Consider the following 16,994-nt stretch of genomic DNA (forward strand, 5'->3'; position numbering starts at 1 on the left):
GATGAAGGTTCCCGTCCAGGTGCTCGTGCACCAGAAGTCCCGCACGCTCGAGCTCGTCTACGAGGACGGCGCCAGCGCCGTCTACCCGTTTGAGTTCCTGCGCGTGCTCTCCCCCTCCGCGGAGGTGCAGGGACATTCGCCCGACCAGGCCGTCCTGCAGGTCGGCTGCCGCGACGTGGGCCTCAAGGGCCTCGAGCCCGTCGGCCAGTACGCGCTCAAGCTCGCGTTCGACGACGGTCACGACACGGGCGTCTACAGCTGGGACTACTTCGAGCAGATCTATGCCGCCCGCGATGCGCTCTGGCAGAACTATCTCGACCAGCTCGCCGAGGCCGGCGCCACGCGCGACCCGAAGGATCCCGTGAACGCCCCGTTCCTCGAGAAGATGAAGCCCCAGAAGGGCTGCGGCCACTGAGAACTGGCTCAGACGAAACAGAAGAGAAGAAGCGATGCAGCAGAACAGCCAGCCCGCGAAGACGGGCGAGGAACATCACGAGATTGACTTCGGCTACAAGAAGGTCGACGAGGCGGAGAAGGAGGGCAAGGTCCGCGAGGTCTTCGACTCCGTCGCCGAGAAGTACGACCTGATGAACGACCTTCTTTCGCTCGGCATGCACCGTCTCTGGAAGGCGCGCTGCATCGGCGAGGCCTCGGTGAAGCAGGGCATGAAGGTGCTCGACATCGCGAGCGGCACGTGCGACCTGCCGATCGCCTTCGCCAAGTACACGGATCCGGCGAACATCACCGCGACCGACATCAACCACGAGATGCTCGCCCACGGCGCGAAGCGCCTCGAGCAGATCAGCCTCGGCTGCCGCGTCGTGCAGGCCGACGCGGAGCACCTGCCCTTCCCCGACGGCACCTTCGACGTGGTCACGGTCTCCTTCGGCATCCGCAACATGACCCACAAGGACCGCGCGCTCGCCGAGATGCACCGCGTTCTGAAGCCGGGTGGCAGGCTCCTCGTGCTCGAGTTCTCGAAGTGCTACCGCTTCTTCAAACCTGTTTACGACTTTTACTCCTTCCATTTCATGCCCTGGCTCGGCGGGAAAATCGCCGCGGATGCTGATTCCTACAGGTATCTCGCCGAATCGATCCGCATGCACCCCGACCAGCCGACCTTCGCGGGCATGATGAAAACGGCAGGGTTCGGTGCCGTTAAATGGCACAATCTGACATTCGGAGTGTGTGCACTCCACGTCGGCACGAAGTCCTGAAAGACCCCCGGGCGGACCACCCGAAGAGAAGCCCTTCGCGCCGGCATTCCCTGAACCTCAAAAGGAACTTTTTTACTTCAATGAAGAACATCATCGCAGCCCTCGTTCTCTGCGTCGCGCTCGCCACGACCTCTCTTGACGCGGATGCCGCGAAGCGCTTCGGCGGCGGTCTCTCCACCGGCCGCGCAGCCCCGACCTTCTCGCAGAAGGCGCCCGTCGCGCCTGCGGCCGCTCCGACGGCCCAGCAGCGCCAGCAGCAGGCCGGCAGCACGGCCCAGCAGCAGCGCCAGAACGCCGCGACCAACACGCCCGCGCAGCGCCCGAGCATGATGCGCAGCATCTTGGGCGGCCTCGCCGCCGCGCTCGGCATCTCGGCGCTCCTCTCGATGCTCGGTCTCGGCGGCGCCGGTATCTCGAGCATCGTCATGGGACTGCTCCTCGCCGTCGTCGTGTTCTTCGCCGTGCGCTTCTTCCTCTCGCGCGGCCGTCAGCAGCGCCCGGCTACGTCGGGCCCGCAGGGCGCGGCCCCGGACCCCTGGCAGCAGCAGCGCCGTGAGCCCGAGCCCGCCCGAGAGCCGATGCGCCGCGAGGCCGAGCAGGCTCCCGCCTGGCAGCAGAGCTCGCAGGGCGTGCGCTCCGGCAGCGTGATGGACCAGCTCGCCGGCGGCGCCTCGCAGCAGGCCGCGGCTGAACCGGTTTACGAGGGCGCCGTCGACGTGACGCCCGCGGACTTCGACCGCGAGGGCTTCCTCAAGGCCGCCCGCGAGAACTACATCAAGCTGCAGAAGGCCTGGGACACGGGCAACGTGATCGAGATCTCCGACTTCACGGACAACGACCTCTTCACGGCCATCACGCAGCAGCTGCGCGCCCGCAAGGGCGAGGTCTACGAGACCGTCGTTGAGAAGCTCGACAACGAGCTCCTCGGCATCGCGCTCGAGGACGGCACCTATGTCGCCGCCGTGCGCTTTACCGGCCGCGTGGTCGTGAGCGGCGACGTCGAGGATCTCGACGAGACCTGGGTGCTCACGAAGCCCGCCCGCGGCGAGGGCGGCTGGCTCCTTTCGGGCATCCGTCAGAACGGCCCGCAGGCCTGATGAGGCGCCCTTGAGGCGCCCCTCGGGAGGCCGCTGTGGCGGCCTCTGAGGGCCCCTCTGCAAGTCATTGAATACGCTGGACTTTCTCAGAAGTCCAGCGTATTTTTTTTGATTTCGATGAAACATTGCCCGATTGAGGGGCCTGAGGGGGAAAAAGTTGCCCCCTCGAGGGTCCGAGGGGGTGCGTGGATCCTACAATGCGCGCAAATAAAGACCCCGTCCGGGGATTTTCCGTTCAACGTCGTTTTTAATAAGGACAAGAGGGATGACGCTGACTGGTTTTGTGATCCTGTATCTCGTCGGCACCGTCGCCATCGGCGTCTGGGCCGCCACCCGTGTCAAGAACACGAACGATTTCGCGCTTGCCGGCCGCAGCCTTCCGCTGCCCATGGTCATTACGGCTACGTTTGCCACCTGGTTCGGCTCCGAAACGATTCTCGGCCTTCCGGGCCGATTCATTGAGAGCGGCATCGCCGGCGTCATCGAGGAGCCCTTCGGCTCGGGCATGGCGCTCATCCTGGTGGGCACGTTCTTCGCGCAGAAGCTCTACAAGCAGAACATTCTCACGCTCGGTGACTTCTACCGTGACCGCTTCGGCCGCAGCGTCGAGCTGCTCTGCTCGGTCGCGATCGTCATCTCGTACCTCGGCTGGGTCGGCGCCCAGGTTACCGCGCTCGGCCTCGTGATCAATCTGATCACCGAGGGTGCGGTCTCCATGACGACCGGCATGGTCATCGGCGCCGCCGTGGTGCTCGCCTACACGATGGTGGGCGGCATGTGGTCCGTCGCCATGACCGACTTCCTGCAGATGATCATCATCGTGTTCGGCCTCGTCGCCATCCTCTGGTTCGCCTCGGATCTCGCCGGCGGCTTCGGCAACGTCATCGAGTACGCCCGCGGCAAGGATCTCTTCCATGCGCTGCCCGAGCCCACCCCGACCGGCTGGCTCTTCTGGATCTCGGCCGCAATGACCATGATGATCGGCTCGATCCCGCAGCAGGACGTCTTCCAGCGCGTCATGTCCGCGAAGAACGTGCAGACGGCCGTCGCCGGCCCGATCCTCGGCGGTTCCTTCTACATCCTCTTCGCCTTCGTGCCGATGTTCATCGTCGTCGCCGCCGTGCTTGTCATGCCGGAAATCGCCGGGAAGATGCTCGCCGAGGATCCGCAGCAGCTGCTCCCGACGCTCGTCCGCGACTACATGCCGATGTGGCTCCGCGTGCTCTTCTTCGGCGCCGTGCTCTCGGCCGTGATGTCGACCGCCTCCGCCACGATGCTCGCCCCGTCCACGATCTTCGTCGAGAACGTGCTGCGTCACTTCATCAAGGTCGATGACCGCAACATGCTCTTCGCGATGCGCGCCACCGTCGCCGGCTTCGCCATCTTCGTGCTGATGTACTCGATCGCGCTCGAGGGCGCCCCGATCTACGACATGGTCGCGATGGCCTACCAGTTCCCGGTCGTCGGCGCCTTCTGGCCGCTCGTCTGCGGTCTCTACTGGAAGAAGGCCACCCGCCTCGGCTGCTACGTCTCGATCTTCACCGGCGCCACCGTCTGGGTGATCCTCACCTGGACCCCGCTCGGCGAGGTGTTCCCGAACGTTCTCGGCGGCTTCATCGCCGCGGCCGCGGGCATGGTGATCGGCTCCCTGTTGCCGGTTGCTGACAACCGCCGCTTCCTTGAGGAGCGCGCCCGCAACGCCCTCAACGAGGAAGTCGAGGTCCAGGCCGACCCGCAGCGTGCTCCTGAAGTTGTTCCTGTGAGCTACTCGGCCTGATTTCTCAGTAAAAGTTGATCCGATTAAGGGAGAGAGCGTGAGAACGCTCTCCCCCTTGCCGTTTGGGTGTTCCGCTCGGGGCTCCGGTCTTTTAAAATCATCAGGATTTGTTCAGCCGGCCGGAGAAGAGCCGGCAGTAAACAGGAAAAAATTTTTTATGAACGTCGTCATACTCGCCGCAGGCATGGGAAAGCGCATGCGCTCGCGTCTGCCCAAGGTGCTCCAGCCCATCGCCGGACGCCCCATGCTTGACCATGTGCTTGCAGCCACGGAGGGTCTCTCTGAATCTCCCCGCGTTGTCGTGGTCGGCCACGGCGCCGATGCCGTGAAGGAGCATCTCGCAGGCGCCGAGGGCGTCACCTTTGCGCTCCAGGAGCCGCAGCTCGGCACGGGCCATGCGCTCCGCCAGGCGCTCCCCGCGCTCAATCCCGCCGACCCGAAGACGATCGTGTGCCTCGGCGACGTGCCGCTTCTCTCCCGCGTGACGCTTGACCGCATCAACGCCGAGGCTGCCTCGAGCGACCTCGTGCTCCTCACCGTCAATCTCGACAACCCCACGGGCTACGGCCGCATCCTGCGCGATTCGACCGGCAACGTCTGCGCGATCGTCGAGGAGAAGGACGCGACGCCTGAGCAGAAGCTCGTGCGCGAGGTGAACACCGGCATCATGTGCCTGCCGACGGCGAAGCTGGAGAAATGGCTCTCGAGCCTCACGGCCGGCAACGCCCAGGGCGAGTACTACCTCACCGACGTGATCGGCCTCGCCGCGGGCGAGGGCTGCCGCATCACGACCGTCCAGCCGGACCACGTCTGGGAGGTCGAGGGCGTCAACTCCAAGGTTCAGCTCGCCGCGCTCGAGCGCGTCTGGCAGCGTGCGCAGGCCCAGCGCCTCCTCGAGGCCGGCGTCACCCTGATCGATCCCGCCCGCATCGACATCCGCGGGTCGCTTGAGTGCGGCCGCGACGTCGAGATCGACGTGAACTGCGTCTTCGAGGGCAAGGTGAAGCTCGCCGACGGCGTGAAGATCGGCGCGAACTGCGTCATCCGCGACGCCGAGATCGCCGAGGACACGGTGCTCCTGCCCTTCTGCCACATCGAGGGCGCGAAGGTCGGCAAGGGCGGCCGCATCGGACCGTACTCGCGTCTGCGCCCGGGCGCGGACTTGGCCGGCGACAACCACATCGGCAACTTCGTCGAGGTGAAGAAGTCCCAGGTGGGCCTCGGCACCAAGATCAACCACCTCACCTACATCGGTGACGCGGAGATCGGCGCGGGGACCAACATCGGCGCCGGAACGATCACCTGCAACTACGACGGCGTGAACAAGTTCCGCACGAAGATCGGCAACGACTGCTTCATCGGCTCGGGCACGCAGTTCGTCGCCCCGGTCGAGGTGGAGGACGGAGCCACCATCGGCGCCGGGTCGACCATCTCGCGCAGGGCGCCCGCCGGAAAGCTCACGCTCGCCCGCGTCCGCCAGACCACGATCGAAGGCTGGACGCGCCCCGTCAAGCTCAAGAAATAATCCCAAGTTCCCATTCCAACGCCCGGACGGCATCGAAGCCCGGGCGTAACCGTTTTCAAGATCCACGAGAGAGAAGAGAAAGGCCTATGTGTGGAATCGTCGCCGCGGCCAGCAGCCGCAATGTCGTGCCGTTGCTCCTTGAGGGGCTTCGTCGTCTTGAGTACCGCGGGTATGACTCCTGCGGCATCGCCACCGTTGACGAGGACGGACTGAAGCGCGCACGCAGCACCGCACGCGTCGCGCAGCTCGCCGAGGAGGCCGACAAGGCCGGTCTCAACGCCGTCACCGGCATCGCCCACACCCGCTGGGCCACGCACGGCGCCCCCGAGGTCTGCAACGCGCATCCGCACTTCTCGCGCGACACGATCGGCCTCGTGCACAACGGCATCATCGAGAACTACGAGGAGATCCGCGAGCGCCTCAAGGGCCAGGGCTACGTCTTCTACAGCCAGACCGACACGGAGGTCATCGCGCACCTCGTGCACTCGAACTATCACGGCGATCTCCTGAAGGCCGTTCAGGAATCGATCCTCGAGCTGCGCGGCAGCTACGCCATCGCGGTCATCTGCCGTGACGAGCCGCACCACATCGTGCTCGCCCGCCAGGGCTCGCCCCTCGTGCTCGGCGTGGGCGACGGCGAGATGCTCGCCGCCAGCGACGCCATGGCCGTCGCCGGCGTCACCGACCGCATCGTTTACCTCAACGAAGGCGACGTCTGCGACATCACCCCGGACCACTACGACGTCTACGAGCGCAGCGGCCGCGTCTTCGTGCCCGCCGAGCGCGCCGTGCGCATCGTGCAGGCCTACTCGGGCGCCATCGACCTCGGTCCCTACCGCCACTACATGCAGAAGGAGATCTTCGAGCAGCCGCGCGCCATCGGCGACACGCTCGAGGGCGTCGTCGGCATCACGCCGCGCCTCTTCGGCGAAGGCGCCGAGGAGATCTTCAAGGGCGTCTCCCGCGTGCTCTTCCTCGCCTGCGGCACCTCCTACTACGCGGCGAGCACCGCGAAGTACTGGATCGAGGCGATCGCCGGCATCCACTGCGACGTCGAGATCGCGAGCGAGTACCGCTACCGCATCTCGGTGCCCGATCCCGACAGCCTCGTCGTGACGATCTCGCAGTCGGGCGAGACCGCCGACACGCTCGCGGCTCTGAAGCACGCGCGCGACGAACTCGGCATGACCCGCACCCTCACGATCTGCAACGTCGCCACGTCGGCGATGGTGCGCGAGAGCAAGCTCGCCTACATCACCCGCGCGGGCGTCGAGATCGGCGTCGCTTCGACCAAGGCCTTCACGACGCAGCTCGCGTCGCTCTATCTCCTGGCGCTCACGCTCGCCAAGACCCAGGGACGTCTCTCCGCGGAGAAGGAGGCCGAGGAACTCAAGAACCTCCGTCACCTCCCCGCCGCGCTCACCGCCGTGCTCGCGCTCGAGCCGCAGGTGATCGCCTGGGCCGAGCGGTTTACGCTGAAGAGCCACGCGCTCTTCCTCGGCCGCGGCGTCCACTTCCCGATCGCCCAGGAAGGCGCGCTGAAGCTCAAAGAGATCAGCTACATCCACGCCGAGTCCTACCCGGCCGGTGAACTCAAGCACGGCCCGCTCGCCCTCGTCGACGAGTCGATGCCCGTCATCGCCGTGGCGCCGAACGACCGCCTCGTGGAGAAATTGAAGAGCAACCTCCAGGAAGTCCGCGCCCGCGGCGGCGAGCTCTACGTCTTCGCCGACGCCGACACGAACATCACCACGGACGACCGCACGCACGTGATCAGGCTCCCCGAGCACGTCGGCATGCTTTCGCCGATCCTGCACGTGATTCCGCTCCAGCTCCTCTCCTACCATGCGGCCATCTGCCGCGGCACGGACGTGGACAAGCCCCGCAACCTCGCCAAGAGCGTGACGGTGGAATAAACGGCTGAGAGCAGCTCAGTAAAGCAAAGGCCCCGGCGGAGACGCCGGGGCCTTTCTGTGAGAAGTTCCTGAAACCGGTGCGGCGGCATCAGGGAATTTCATGTCAGTAGACCACGTTGCCGGCCGATGGGGCGAAGGCGCCTGACCCGTACGGATCGAGCCTGTGCACCCGGCCGGTCGAGCCGATCGTGCAACTGACGGTGCTCAGGTAGCCGAAGGCGAGCTGACCGTAGTCACGGTGGATGAGCGAGATCGTGTTCAGGGCCTTGAAGAGCATCGAGACACGGTCCTTGATCGTGCCGTCGACGGCGTCGAAGTCGCTCTCAAGGAACCCCTCGACGCGCAGCGTGTCAATGATCCGTCCCATGATGATGAAGCTGACGCGGGAGGCGTTCTCTCTGCCGGACTCCATCGTGAGGGCGTCGCCCGCGTGCTTGTGGCTCATGTCGAGCCTGTCGGTGACGATGACGCCCGGCATGTCTACAGGCGGCCGGGCCGGAGCGGGCGCGGCGGCGAACGCGGCGGCCGCGGCGAGGAGCGTGAGGGTGATCAGATTCTTTTTCATGGCATTTTTTCTTGTTTTTGTTCTGCGGCTCAGGGCCCCGTGAAGTCTGACGGGGCCCGCGGGACCGCTCAAAGGAGCGGGCGACGCATCCTCCCTCAAAGAAGCCGATAACGGGAAGGTGCGCCGCCCTTCAGGCGGATCAGGGACCGGATCAGGCCTTTGCGAGGGCCTTGCCCACGAGGCGGGCGAAGGTCACCGTGCGGCCGGCGGCCATGCCGTCAACCTGGTTCGGGTAGAAGTTCGCGAAGTAGCAGCCCGAGTCGTTGCCGACGACGTAGAGGCCCGGGATCGGGTTCCCTTCGGGGTCGAGCGCGCGCATCTCGGTGTCGATCACGATGCCGTCAAGCGTGCAGAGGATGAAGCCGGAGTTCTTCGCGCCGTAGAACGGGGGCTTCGCGACCGGGGTGAGGCGATAGGACTCCTTGCCGTAGTCCTCGTCCACGCCCCTGGCGACGAGCTCGTTGTAGCGCTCGACCGTGGTCTTCAGTTCCTTCGGGGGAAGGCCGAGCTTTTCGGCGAGCTCCTCGATCGTGTCGCACTTGAAGACGAAGCCCGACTTCAGGAGATTCGGGAGGATCTGCTGCTCGAAGACCGGCAGCGAAATGTTGGTGTCGGCGCCGTTCTCGAACGGGATCAGGCGCGAGCAGCCGTGCATGCGGAACTGAGACACATACTTCGTCCAGTCGCTGTCGAAGATCGTGTAGTGGCAGTGTCCCTTCTGGTACTCGTCGGCGTGCAGGATGCCGTCGTAGGTGCCCGACTCGTTGATGAAGCGCCTGCCGTCCTTGTTGACCTTGAGCCAGGGCTGCGAGCCGATCCAGAAAAAGCCGAAGTCGTTCTTGATCGCGGTCTCGTAGCCGGCGGGCTGGTCGGGGCGCAGCGCGGTGCGGTCGAACATCATGAGCGAGTGCGTCTCGTCCATCCTGGCGCCCGCCCAGAGGCAGGCGCGGATGCCGTCGCCGCTGCAGCCGGGCATTGAGGAGTTCTGCGAGATGACAGAGAGGTTCCAGGGCTGGAGCGCCTGCATCATCCTGTAGTTGCGCGCGTAGCCGCCGGTCGCGACGATGACGCCCTTTCTCGCGTTGTAGCGGACATACTTGTCGTCGGCGTTCGTGGCGATGACGCCCGTGACGCGCCCGTCCATCTTCTCGAGCTTCACCATGCGGGTCGAGTAGTCAAAGCGCGCGCCCATCTTCACGGCATAGTCGTGGAGCACCTTGTTGCCGTCAAGCGGCTTGCCCGTGCCGTCGTCCGAGGTGCGCCAGCGCGGGGAGTGGCCCGTCCAGTAGTACGGATAGCGGTGGGGAACGGGCTTCTCGCCCGGCTTCTCGCCCGCCTCGAACCAGAGCTCGACGCCGCGCTCCTTCAGGCGGTCGCCGTACCAGTCCACCGTCTCGCCCGACTTCTCGCAGAAGAGCTTCACGAGGTCCTGCTTCACGTGACCGGCCGCCCACTGCGTGGCGGCGGTGACGAAGTCGAGCTTGTCGATCTTCGTGCCCCAGGCCTTCTGGTAGCGCGAGTCAATCGCCCCGACGTCGTCACGGATGCCCGTGCCGGTGGGATAGCGGTCGATGCCGATCACCTTCGCGCCTTCCTCGGCGGCCGCGCAGACCGCAAAGAGGCCGCCCGTGCCGCAGCCGACCACGAGGATGTCGGTGTCAATCGTCTCGGCGATGTCCTTCTCCGCGATCTCGGGTTCCTTTCCGAGCCAGTCGCCGTCGTCGGCCTCCTCGCCCGAGAGGGTCACGGCCTCGACCGGGATCTCGCCCTTCGCCTGCGCGATGCACTTCTGAGCGGCCTTCATCACGGCCTTCGAGGTGATCGTGGCGCCCGAGACGGCGTCAACCTCGCCGCTCTGGCCGGCGAGGATGGCTTTTTTGAGCTGCGCCACGGCGGCGCCGCCGATCGTCGGCGTCTCCTTCGAGGCGTCGATCGTGATCCCGACGATGTTCTTCTCGTCGAAGGTCATCGTGACAAGGACGTCGCCGCCGATGCCGGCGGCCTTGGCCATGTAGGTGCCCGGCCTGTATGTGAAGGCAGCCTGCGAGGCGGCCATGGCGGGCGCGGCAGCCGCGGCGGCGGCGGACGCGAGGCCCGTGCGGAGGAAGTTTCTGCGGGTGAGCGTGGTCTTCATGGTGTTTTTCTCCTAAGTCCGGTTCTGTCCGGATCCTGTGTGAGAAAACTATGCGCCTGAGGGTGACCCGCAATGCAAGGGTGAAATGAACAATTGTTCACCTATAGAAAAATCAAAGATTTACGAGTTTTTGGCTCGGGTTCTCGCCGAGGCCGCTCCTCCCGCGGCCTAGGGGCGCGCGTGTCACGCCCGGAACCGCCGAACGTCCTGCGTCTTCCGGAGTAGTTCTATAGAATTAGAATAAATCCAATAAAATCAGGATGTTTTCGAAGAGGAGAGCGCAGATGGGAGAGCAGGTCCGTGTCCGGCAGTACCAGATCGGGGAGTTCGCCCGCAAAATGGGGGTCACCCCCGATTACCTGAAGCACTACGAGAGCCACGGCCTCATCAGCGTGCTGCCGCGTGAGCGCGGGTACCGCTACTTCGGCTTCGAGCAGAGCCCGAGGATCCTGCAGTGCATGAGCCTCAGGAACTACGGCGTGATGGTCGACGAGATGGGGGAGATCCTTGACGGATGCGACGCGCCCGCCGCCTCGGAGCGTCTCGAGGAGCATGTCGAGGCGCTGCGGCGCCGCATCGTGCGCGACACCGCCATGGTCGAGGAGCACGAGTTCATGAAGGCGTGGCTCGCGCGCCGCCGCCGGCAGCCGGAGGACTGGGAGGTCACCGAGACCGAGCCCCTGCTCTACCTCGCGCACTCGAACGGCTCGGACTTCCTCGAGGACGAGCGCATCTACAGCATTCTTGAGCAGTGGGTGGACTGGATGCCTGTCGTCAAGCAGACGCAGGAGATCACCCCTGACGTCGGCGCCGGGGGGCTCTTCCCCTTCACCTGGGGCGTGATGATTTCCGAGGCGAAGGCGCTCCGGCTCGGCATTCCCGTGAACGAAGCCGTCGTGCGGATTCCCGCCGGAAAGGCCTTCATCTACCACTTCGGCGGGGCGCTCGAGCCCGGCGAGGTATCGATCTGCCCGCCGCCCGACCACCGGGTCTTCGCGCTGATGAAGCAGCACGGGCTCCGGCCCGCGGGAAAGATCTACCGCGTGGTGTACATGTACGCCCACATGAAGAACCGCATGGAGCAGTACGGCATCTTCATCGTGCCGCTCACCCTCTGACCGGCCGTTCCCGCGTGAACCGAGGCCCCGCAGCCTCGCCGGGAGCGTGACGATTGAACAAGGCAGAGGCACTCTAAAAAAACGAAGGCCCCGGCGGAAACGCCGGGGCCTCGTCTCAGAAGCTCTCGTAATCCGGAGCAATCAGCTTCCCGCGAGGAAGGTGCGCACGCCCGAGCCGATGAACTGCACGCCGATGCAGACGAGCAGGAACCCCATGAGCTTGCCGAGCACGAGGGTGCCCGAGGGGCCGAGGCGGTTGGTGATGATCTCGGAGTAGCGCATCACGCACCAGGAGGCGCCGGCGGCCGCGAGGATCGCGAGCACCGTCCAGGCGAAGGCGATCGCCATGTCGATGTAGTCGCCGATCTCGGCGATCTCGGTCGAGATGCCGATCACGACGGCGATGGTGCCGGGACCGGCTATGCCGGGCATCGCGATCGGAAAGAACGCGTAGTCGTCGCGGTCGCGGCGCACGACCGGCGCCTTGTTCGGAGTGTTGCCGCCGAAGAGCATCTGGTAGCCGATCACCGCGACGACGAGGCCGCCCGCGATGCGCATCGCGCCGTAGGAGATGCCGAAGACCGCGAGGAGAACGTTGCCGCAGGCAAGCGACACGAGCATGATCGCCGCGGAGTAGATCCAGGCCCAGAGCGCCTGCTGATGGCGCCTTTCCTCGCTCATGCCCTGCGTGAGGCTGATGAAGAGCGGGATCTTGGAGGGCGGGTTGGTGATGGTGATGAGCGAGACGAGGCCGCCCAGGAAGTACTGAAAGTGAAGGAATTCAAGCATGATGCCGCGTCCGGGAGTCTGGAGGGGCCTCTGGCGGTCTGTCAGAGGAGCTTCCGGGCGCTCCTGCCGGCTCGTGGTGCCGGTGGTGGAAGGATGTGCAAAAAAGCGTAAGGAGAGCTTTCAAACTAGGTAATTCTACCTGCCATCACCCGACGGAAGTAACGCGAAAGGGATACGAAAGTCAAATTTTCGGACGGAGATTGTGCTATAAACTGAACCGCTGTTCAGGAATGAACGGTTGTTCACTCCGTTGTTCACGCCACTGTTCATCCCGTTGTTCAATTTCCCCGCAGAAGAATCAATCAGGTTGGGTTGAAAGAATGCTGTTTAATCAGAAAACAATTCATGTCGCCGTCGGCCTTGCCCTCGGAGCCGCCGTCCTTTTGAGCGGCTGCAAGGAGCAGACGGTGATCGGTCAGGCCAATGCTGCCGAAGGCATGCAGAGGCCGCCGTCCGAGGTCGTCGTCGTGACGACGAAGGCCCAGGACGTGCGCATCGAGACGATGCTCACCGGACGCACGACCGCGTACAACGTCGCCGAGGTGCGTCCTCAGGTGCAGGGCATTCTCCAGAAGCGCCTTTTCACGGAAGGCCAGGAAGTGAAGGCGGGCGATCTGCTTTATCAGATCGATGACTCGCTCTACGAAGCATCGCTGAAGTCCGCCCAGGCCACGCTCGCCCAGGCCCGTGCCACGCTCGTGCAGGCCACGGCCGACGCGAAGCGCTCCCGCGAGCTTCTCAAGACGAACGCCGTCTCCAAGCAGTCCGACGACGCCGCCCAGGCCACGCTGAAGAGCGCCCAGGCCGCCGTCCGCGCGGGCGAGGCTGCCGTGCGCACCGCCGAGATCAACCTCGGGTACACGAAGGTCCGCTCGCCGATCGACGGCCGCGTCTCGCGCTCGGAGTTCACCGAGGGCGCCCTGCTCTCGGCCTACCAGACGAGCCCCCTCACGACGGTCCGTCAGCTCGACCCCATCTACGTTGACGTGACCCAGACCGCCGAGGAACTGCTCCGCATGCAGCGCGAGATCGCCTCCGGGTCGCTCAAGACCGACGACTCCGGCGCCGCCGAGGTCTCGATCACGTTCGCCGACGGCACGGCCTATCCGCTCACGGGTAAGCTCACCTTCACCGACGCCCAGGTCGAGGAGGACACGGGCATGGTGAAGCTGCGCGCGGTCTTCCCGAACCCTGACCGTCAGCTCCTCCCGGGCCTCTACGTGCGCGCCAAGCTCTCCGAGGGCGTCCGCCAGGGCGGCATCGTCGTCCACATGCAGAGCGTCATGCGCGACCTCCGCGGCGACCCGTACGTCTATGTGGTCACTCCGGACAACAAGGTCGAGCAGCGCGCGATCACCGTCGGACAGACGATGGGCTCCAACTGGCTCGTCACGAGCGGCCTCAAGGAAGGCGAGCGCGTGATGTATGAAGGCTTCCAGCGCACCGCGCCCGGCGCGACGGTCAACGCGAAGGAACTCGACCCGAAGTCGGTCCCCGAGGGCAAGCCTCTTTTCTAAGCCTGGAGACGCGCATCCATGTTTTCACGCTTTTTCATTGATCGCCCCGTCTTCTCGTGGGTGATCGCGATCGTGATCATGCTCGCGGGCATCCTGTCGATTGAGACGCTGCCTGTGAGTCAGTACCCGCAGATCGCGCCCCCGCAGGTGAGCATCACCGCGACCTACCCGGGCGCCTCGGCTTCCACGATTGAAAACACCGTCACGCAGGTGATCGAGCAGAACATCACGGGTCTCGACGGTTACCTGTACATGAACTCGACCTCGGACTCCGCAGGCCGCATGAGCATCACGGTCACGTTCGAGGCCGGCACCGACCCTGACATGGCGCAGGTGCAGGTCCAGAACAAGATCCAGACCGCGCTCTCGAGTCTGCCGAATGTCGTGCAGCAGCTCGGCGTGACGATCCAGAAGACGTCGGCGAACTTCCTCATGGTCGTCGGCTTCATCAGCAAGGACGGCTCGCTCAACTCCGCTGACCTCGGCGACTTCCTCGTCGCCAACGTCGAGGAGCCGCTCGGCCGCGTCTCGGGCGTGGGCGAGGTGCAGGTGTTCGGTTCGTCCTACGCCATGCGCGTCTGGCTCGACCCGGACAAGCTCGATAAGTACGGCCTCGTGCCGAGCGACATCACCGCGGCGATCACGGCGCAGAACGCGCAGGTCTCCACGGGCTCGCTCGCCGGTCAGCCGACCGACGGCAAGCAGGAGTTCACGGCGACGATCTCGTCCTCGAGCCTGCTCGCGACGCCTGAGGAATTCCGCAACATCCTGCTCAAGGTCACCGACGCCGGCGCGAACGTCTATCTGCGCGACGTCGCCGAGGTGGGGCTCGGGCCGCAGTCCTACACCGCCTTCGGCACCTACAAAGGCATGCCCTCCTCGGGCATCGCCGTCAAGCTCGCCTCGGGCTCGAACGCCCTGGCGACCCAGGCCGCCGTGCTCGAGCGCATCGAGGAACTCCGCCCGCTCTTCCCCGAGAGCGTCGAGGCGGTCGTGCCGTTTGACACGACGCCGTTCGTCCGTGCCGCTCTGCACGAGGTCGTGAAGACCCTCGTCGAGGCCATCTTCCTCGTCGTGGTCGTGATGTACCTGTTCCTGCAGAACTGGCGCGCCACGATCATCCCGACCATCGCCGTCCCGGTGGTGCTGCTCGGCACCTTCGCCATGCTCGCCGCGACGGGCTCCTCGATCAACATGCTGAGCATGTTCGCCATGGTGCTCGCTATCGGCCTGCTGGTGGACGACGCAATCGTGGTCGTGGAGAACGTCGAGCGCGTGATGCGCGAGGACGGCTCGAACGCGCATGACGCGACCGTCAAGTCCATGGGACAGATCACCGGCGCCCTCGTCGGCATCGCCATGGTGCTCTCGGCCGTGTTCATCCCGATGGCCTTCTTCGGCGGCTCCACGGGCGTCATCTACCGCCAGTTCTCGATCACGATCGTCTCGGCGATGGTGCTCTCGGTGGTGGTCGCCCTGACGCTCACCCCGTCGCTCTGCGCGAAGATCCTCAAGCCCATCAGCCACGAGCATCACATGGGCAAGGGCGGCTTCTTCGGCTGGTTCAACCGCGGCTTCGAGATCTTCACCGGCGCCTCGCGTGATTTCGTCGGGCTCTTCGTCCGTCACCCGCTCCTCACCTTCGTCGCCTACGCGGCCGTCATCGGCGGCATGCTCCTCGGCTTCATGAAGCTCCCCACGGGCTTCATGCCGGCCGAGGACCAGGGCGTGGCGCTCTTGACGATGCAGCTCCCGCAGGGCGCGACGATGGAGCGCACGGACCGTGAGGTCAAGCGTGTGCAGGCCTACCTTGAGAAGACCGAGGACGCGAACCTCGACTCGTTCTTCTGCGTGCGCGGCTTCTCGTTCGCCGGCTCGGGCCAGAACATGGCCCTCGGCTTCCTGAAGCTCAAGGACTGGGAGGAGCGTCCGAACGCCGACCAGAGCGTCGCCGCCATCCAAGGCCGCGCGATGGGCGCCTTCATGATGTCGCCTGAGTTCAAGAACGCGAGCACCTTCGTCTTCCCGCTGCCTTCCGTTCCGGAACTCGGCGTCGCCGACGGCTTCGACTTCTTCATCCAGGACCAGAAGGGCCAGGGTCACGCGAAGCTGATGGAGGTCCGCAACGCCTTCCTCGCCGCTGCGAACCAGGATCCGCGCCTCACGATGGTCCGCCACAACGGCATGGACGACACCGCGCAGATGGAGCTCAACCTCGACTACGAGAAGCTCTCCGCGCTCTCGCTCGACATCAGCTCGGTGAACTCCACGATCTCGACGGCCTTCGCCGGCACCTACGTCAACGACTTCCTGGACCGCGCCCGAATCAAGCAGGTGTGGGTGCAGGGCAACCAGCCCTCCCGCATGCAGCCTGAGGATCTGATGAACTGGAAGGTCCGCAACACGAACGGCGAGATGGTGCCGATCGGCGCCTTCGCGACGACGAGCTGGGACTACGGCAGCCCCAACCTCGAGCGCTTCAACGGTCTCCCGTCGGTGAACATCCAGGGCTCGCCCGCCGCCGGCGTCTCCTCGGGTGACGCCATGAACGCGGTGCTCGAGATCGCCGAGCGCGTCTTCCCGCCCGGATACTCGATCTCCTGGAACGGCGTCTCGTACCAGGAACGCCAGGCCGGCGAGCAGGAAGGCGCCCTCTACGCGATCTCCATCCTCGTGGTGTTCCTCTGCCTCGCGGCTCTGTATGAAAGCTGGTCCGTGCCTATCGCGGTTCTGCTCGTCATTCCGTGCGGCATCGTCGGCGCCTTCGGTCTCACGTGGCTCCTCGACATGAACAACGACGTCTACTTCAAGGTGGGCATGCTCACCACGATGGGCCTCGTGTCGAAGAACGCGATTCTGATCGTCGAGTTTGCCAAGGCCCTCTACGACAATGGCGAGGACATCGTCCGCGCCGCGCTTCACGCCGTCGAGATGCGTCTGCGCCCGATTCTGATGACCTCGCTCGCCTTCGGTCTCGGCGTGCTGCCGCTCACGGTCGCGCACGGCGCGGGCTCGGGCGCCCAGAACGCCATCGGCGTGGGCGTGTTGGGCGGCATGATCACGGGCACGGTGCTCTGCGTCATGTTCGTCCCGGCCTTCTTCGTCTACATCACGAAGATCGCGAGCTTCTTCTCCGGCGGCCCGAAGAAGGGCCCGACGCCTCCGGCTCCCGAGCCCGAGGCCGAGCCCAAGGCTGAGACCCAGCCCGTCGTCGAGGAGAAACCCGTCACGGCCTGATAGAGCCTGAAACTTCAAGCAGAAGCGGATCCGCCCCGCCCGGGGAAAGACCCCGGGCGGCGCAGGATCCCCCAGAAAGAAACGCCTCATTTTTTCTATGGA

12 protein-coding genes are annotated in these 16,994 nt (G+C 65.2%); 9 read left to right on the top strand and 3 right to left on the bottom strand.

The window, feature by feature from the left end:
• The first annotated feature begins 1 nt into the window (after position 1).
• From Q4F91_RS00420 to glmS, 6 genes are all read left to right on the top strand, one after another.
• On the top strand, positions 2 to 415 hold the full coding sequence (locus Q4F91_RS00420) for a DUF971 domain-containing protein (RefSeq protein ID WP_303333792.1): 414 nt from the start codon (positions 2 to 4) through the stop codon (positions 413 to 415).
• Positions 416 to 449: 34 nt separating this feature from the next.
• Complete coding sequence (ubiE, locus tag Q4F91_RS00425; RefSeq protein ID WP_303333793.1) at positions 450 to 1,217, top strand: bifunctional demethylmenaquinone methyltransferase/2-methoxy-6-polyprenyl-1,4-benzoquinol methylase UbiE; 768 nt, start codon at positions 450 to 452, stop codon at positions 1,215 to 1,217.
• Positions 1,218 to 1,297: 80 nt separating this feature from the next.
• On the top strand, positions 1,298 to 2,314 hold the full coding sequence (locus Q4F91_RS00430; protein ID WP_303333794.1) for a Tim44 domain-containing protein: 1,017 nt from the start codon (positions 1,298 to 1,300) through the stop codon (positions 2,312 to 2,314).
• A gap of 265 nt (positions 2,315 to 2,579) precedes the next feature.
• Positions 2,580 to 4,091, top strand: a complete 1,512-nt coding sequence (locus Q4F91_RS00435; RefSeq protein WP_303333795.1) for a sodium:solute symporter family protein — start codon at positions 2,580 to 2,582, stop codon at positions 4,089 to 4,091.
• Positions 4,092 to 4,248: 157 nt separating this feature from the next.
• Positions 4,249 to 5,616, top strand: a complete 1,368-nt coding sequence (gene glmU / locus Q4F91_RS00440) for a bifunctional UDP-N-acetylglucosamine diphosphorylase/glucosamine-1-phosphate N-acetyltransferase GlmU (RefSeq protein ID WP_303333796.1) — start codon at positions 4,249 to 4,251, stop codon at positions 5,614 to 5,616.
• An 86-nt stretch (positions 5,617 to 5,702) separates the two neighbouring features.
• A complete protein-coding gene (gene glmS, locus Q4F91_RS00445; protein WP_303333797.1) occupies positions 5,703 to 7,532 on the top strand; it encodes a glutamine--fructose-6-phosphate transaminase (isomerizing) in 1,830 nt (609 codons plus the stop codon).
• Between the two features lie 103 nt (positions 7,533 to 7,635).
• Here the strand turns inward: glmS and Q4F91_RS00450 are convergent, their stop codons facing one another.
• Both Q4F91_RS00450 and Q4F91_RS00455 read right to left on the bottom strand, forming a co-directional pair.
• On the bottom strand, positions 7,636 to 8,097 hold the full coding sequence (locus Q4F91_RS00450) for a hypothetical protein (RefSeq protein ID WP_303333798.1): 462 nt from the start codon (positions 8,095 to 8,097) through the stop codon (positions 7,636 to 7,638).
• 151 nt (positions 8,098 to 8,248) lie between these two features.
• The gene (locus Q4F91_RS00455; protein ID WP_303333799.1) at positions 8,249 to 10,231 is read right to left on the bottom strand and encodes an FAD-dependent oxidoreductase; all 1,983 of its coding nucleotides are present in this window, start codon (positions 10,229 to 10,231) and stop codon (positions 8,249 to 8,251) included.
• Between the two features lie 284 nt (positions 10,232 to 10,515).
• Between Q4F91_RS00455 and Q4F91_RS00460 the strand changes: the two genes are divergently transcribed.
• Positions 10,516 to 11,349 carry a MerR family transcriptional regulator gene (locus Q4F91_RS00460; protein ID WP_303333800.1) on the top strand — a complete coding sequence of 278 codons (834 nt, stop codon included), beginning with the start codon at positions 10,516 to 10,518 and terminating at the stop codon, positions 11,347 to 11,349.
• 141 nt (positions 11,350 to 11,490) lie between these two features.
• Here the strand turns inward: Q4F91_RS00460 and Q4F91_RS00465 are convergent, their stop codons facing one another.
• Entirely contained in the window at positions 11,491 to 12,138 is a 648-nt protein-coding gene (locus Q4F91_RS00465) for a MarC family NAAT transporter (RefSeq protein ID WP_303333801.1), read from the bottom strand.
• A gap of 320 nt (positions 12,139 to 12,458) precedes the next feature.
• Between Q4F91_RS00465 and Q4F91_RS00470 the strand changes: the two genes are divergently transcribed.
• Both Q4F91_RS00470 and Q4F91_RS00475 read left to right on the top strand, forming a co-directional pair.
• The gene (locus Q4F91_RS00470; protein WP_303333802.1) at positions 12,459 to 13,655 is read left to right on the top strand and encodes an efflux RND transporter periplasmic adaptor subunit; all 1,197 of its coding nucleotides are present in this window, start codon (positions 12,459 to 12,461) and stop codon (positions 13,653 to 13,655) included.
• Positions 13,656 to 13,673: 18 nt separating this feature from the next.
• Positions 13,674 to 16,892 carry an efflux RND transporter permease subunit gene (locus Q4F91_RS00475; protein ID WP_303333803.1) on the top strand — a complete coding sequence of 1,073 codons (3,219 nt, stop codon included), beginning with the start codon at positions 13,674 to 13,676 and terminating at the stop codon, positions 16,890 to 16,892.
• Positions 16,893 to 16,994: the final 102 nt, after the last annotated feature.

This window comes from Sutterella sp. (assembly GCF_030539355.1).
Classification (GTDB): domain Bacteria; phylum Pseudomonadota; class Gammaproteobacteria; order Burkholderiales; family Burkholderiaceae_F; genus Sutterella.

Coding starts and splice junctions, on each gene's coding strand:
- Q4F91_RS00420 (WP_303333792.1), top strand. CDS start 2: ATGAAGGTTCCCGTCCAGGTGCTCGTGCACCAGAAGTCCCGCACGCTC.
- ubiE (WP_303333793.1), top strand. CDS start 450: ATGCAGCAGAACAGCCAGCCCGCGAAGACGGGCGAGGAACATCACGAG.
- Q4F91_RS00430 (WP_303333794.1), top strand. CDS start 1,298: ATGAAGAACATCATCGCAGCCCTCGTTCTCTGCGTCGCGCTCGCCACG.
- Q4F91_RS00435 (WP_303333795.1), top strand. CDS start 2,580: ATGACGCTGACTGGTTTTGTGATCCTGTATCTCGTCGGCACCGTCGCC.
- glmU (WP_303333796.1), top strand. CDS start 4,249: ATGAACGTCGTCATACTCGCCGCAGGCATGGGAAAGCGCATGCGCTCG.
- glmS (WP_303333797.1), top strand. CDS start 5,703: ATGTGTGGAATCGTCGCCGCGGCCAGCAGCCGCAATGTCGTGCCGTTG.
- Q4F91_RS00450 (WP_303333798.1), bottom strand. CDS start 8,097: ATGAAAAAGAATCTGATCACCCTCACGCTCCTCGCCGCGGCCGCCGCG.
- Q4F91_RS00455 (WP_303333799.1), bottom strand. CDS start 10,231: ATGAAGACCACGCTCACCCGCAGAAACTTCCTCCGCACGGGCCTCGCG.
- Q4F91_RS00460 (WP_303333800.1), top strand. CDS start 10,516: ATGGGAGAGCAGGTCCGTGTCCGGCAGTACCAGATCGGGGAGTTCGCC.
- Q4F91_RS00465 (WP_303333801.1), bottom strand. CDS start 12,138: ATGCTTGAATTCCTTCACTTTCAGTACTTCCTGGGCGGCCTCGTCTCG.
- Q4F91_RS00470 (WP_303333802.1), top strand. CDS start 12,459: ATGCTGTTTAATCAGAAAACAATTCATGTCGCCGTCGGCCTTGCCCTC.
- Q4F91_RS00475 (WP_303333803.1), top strand. CDS start 13,674: ATGTTTTCACGCTTTTTCATTGATCGCCCCGTCTTCTCGTGGGTGATC.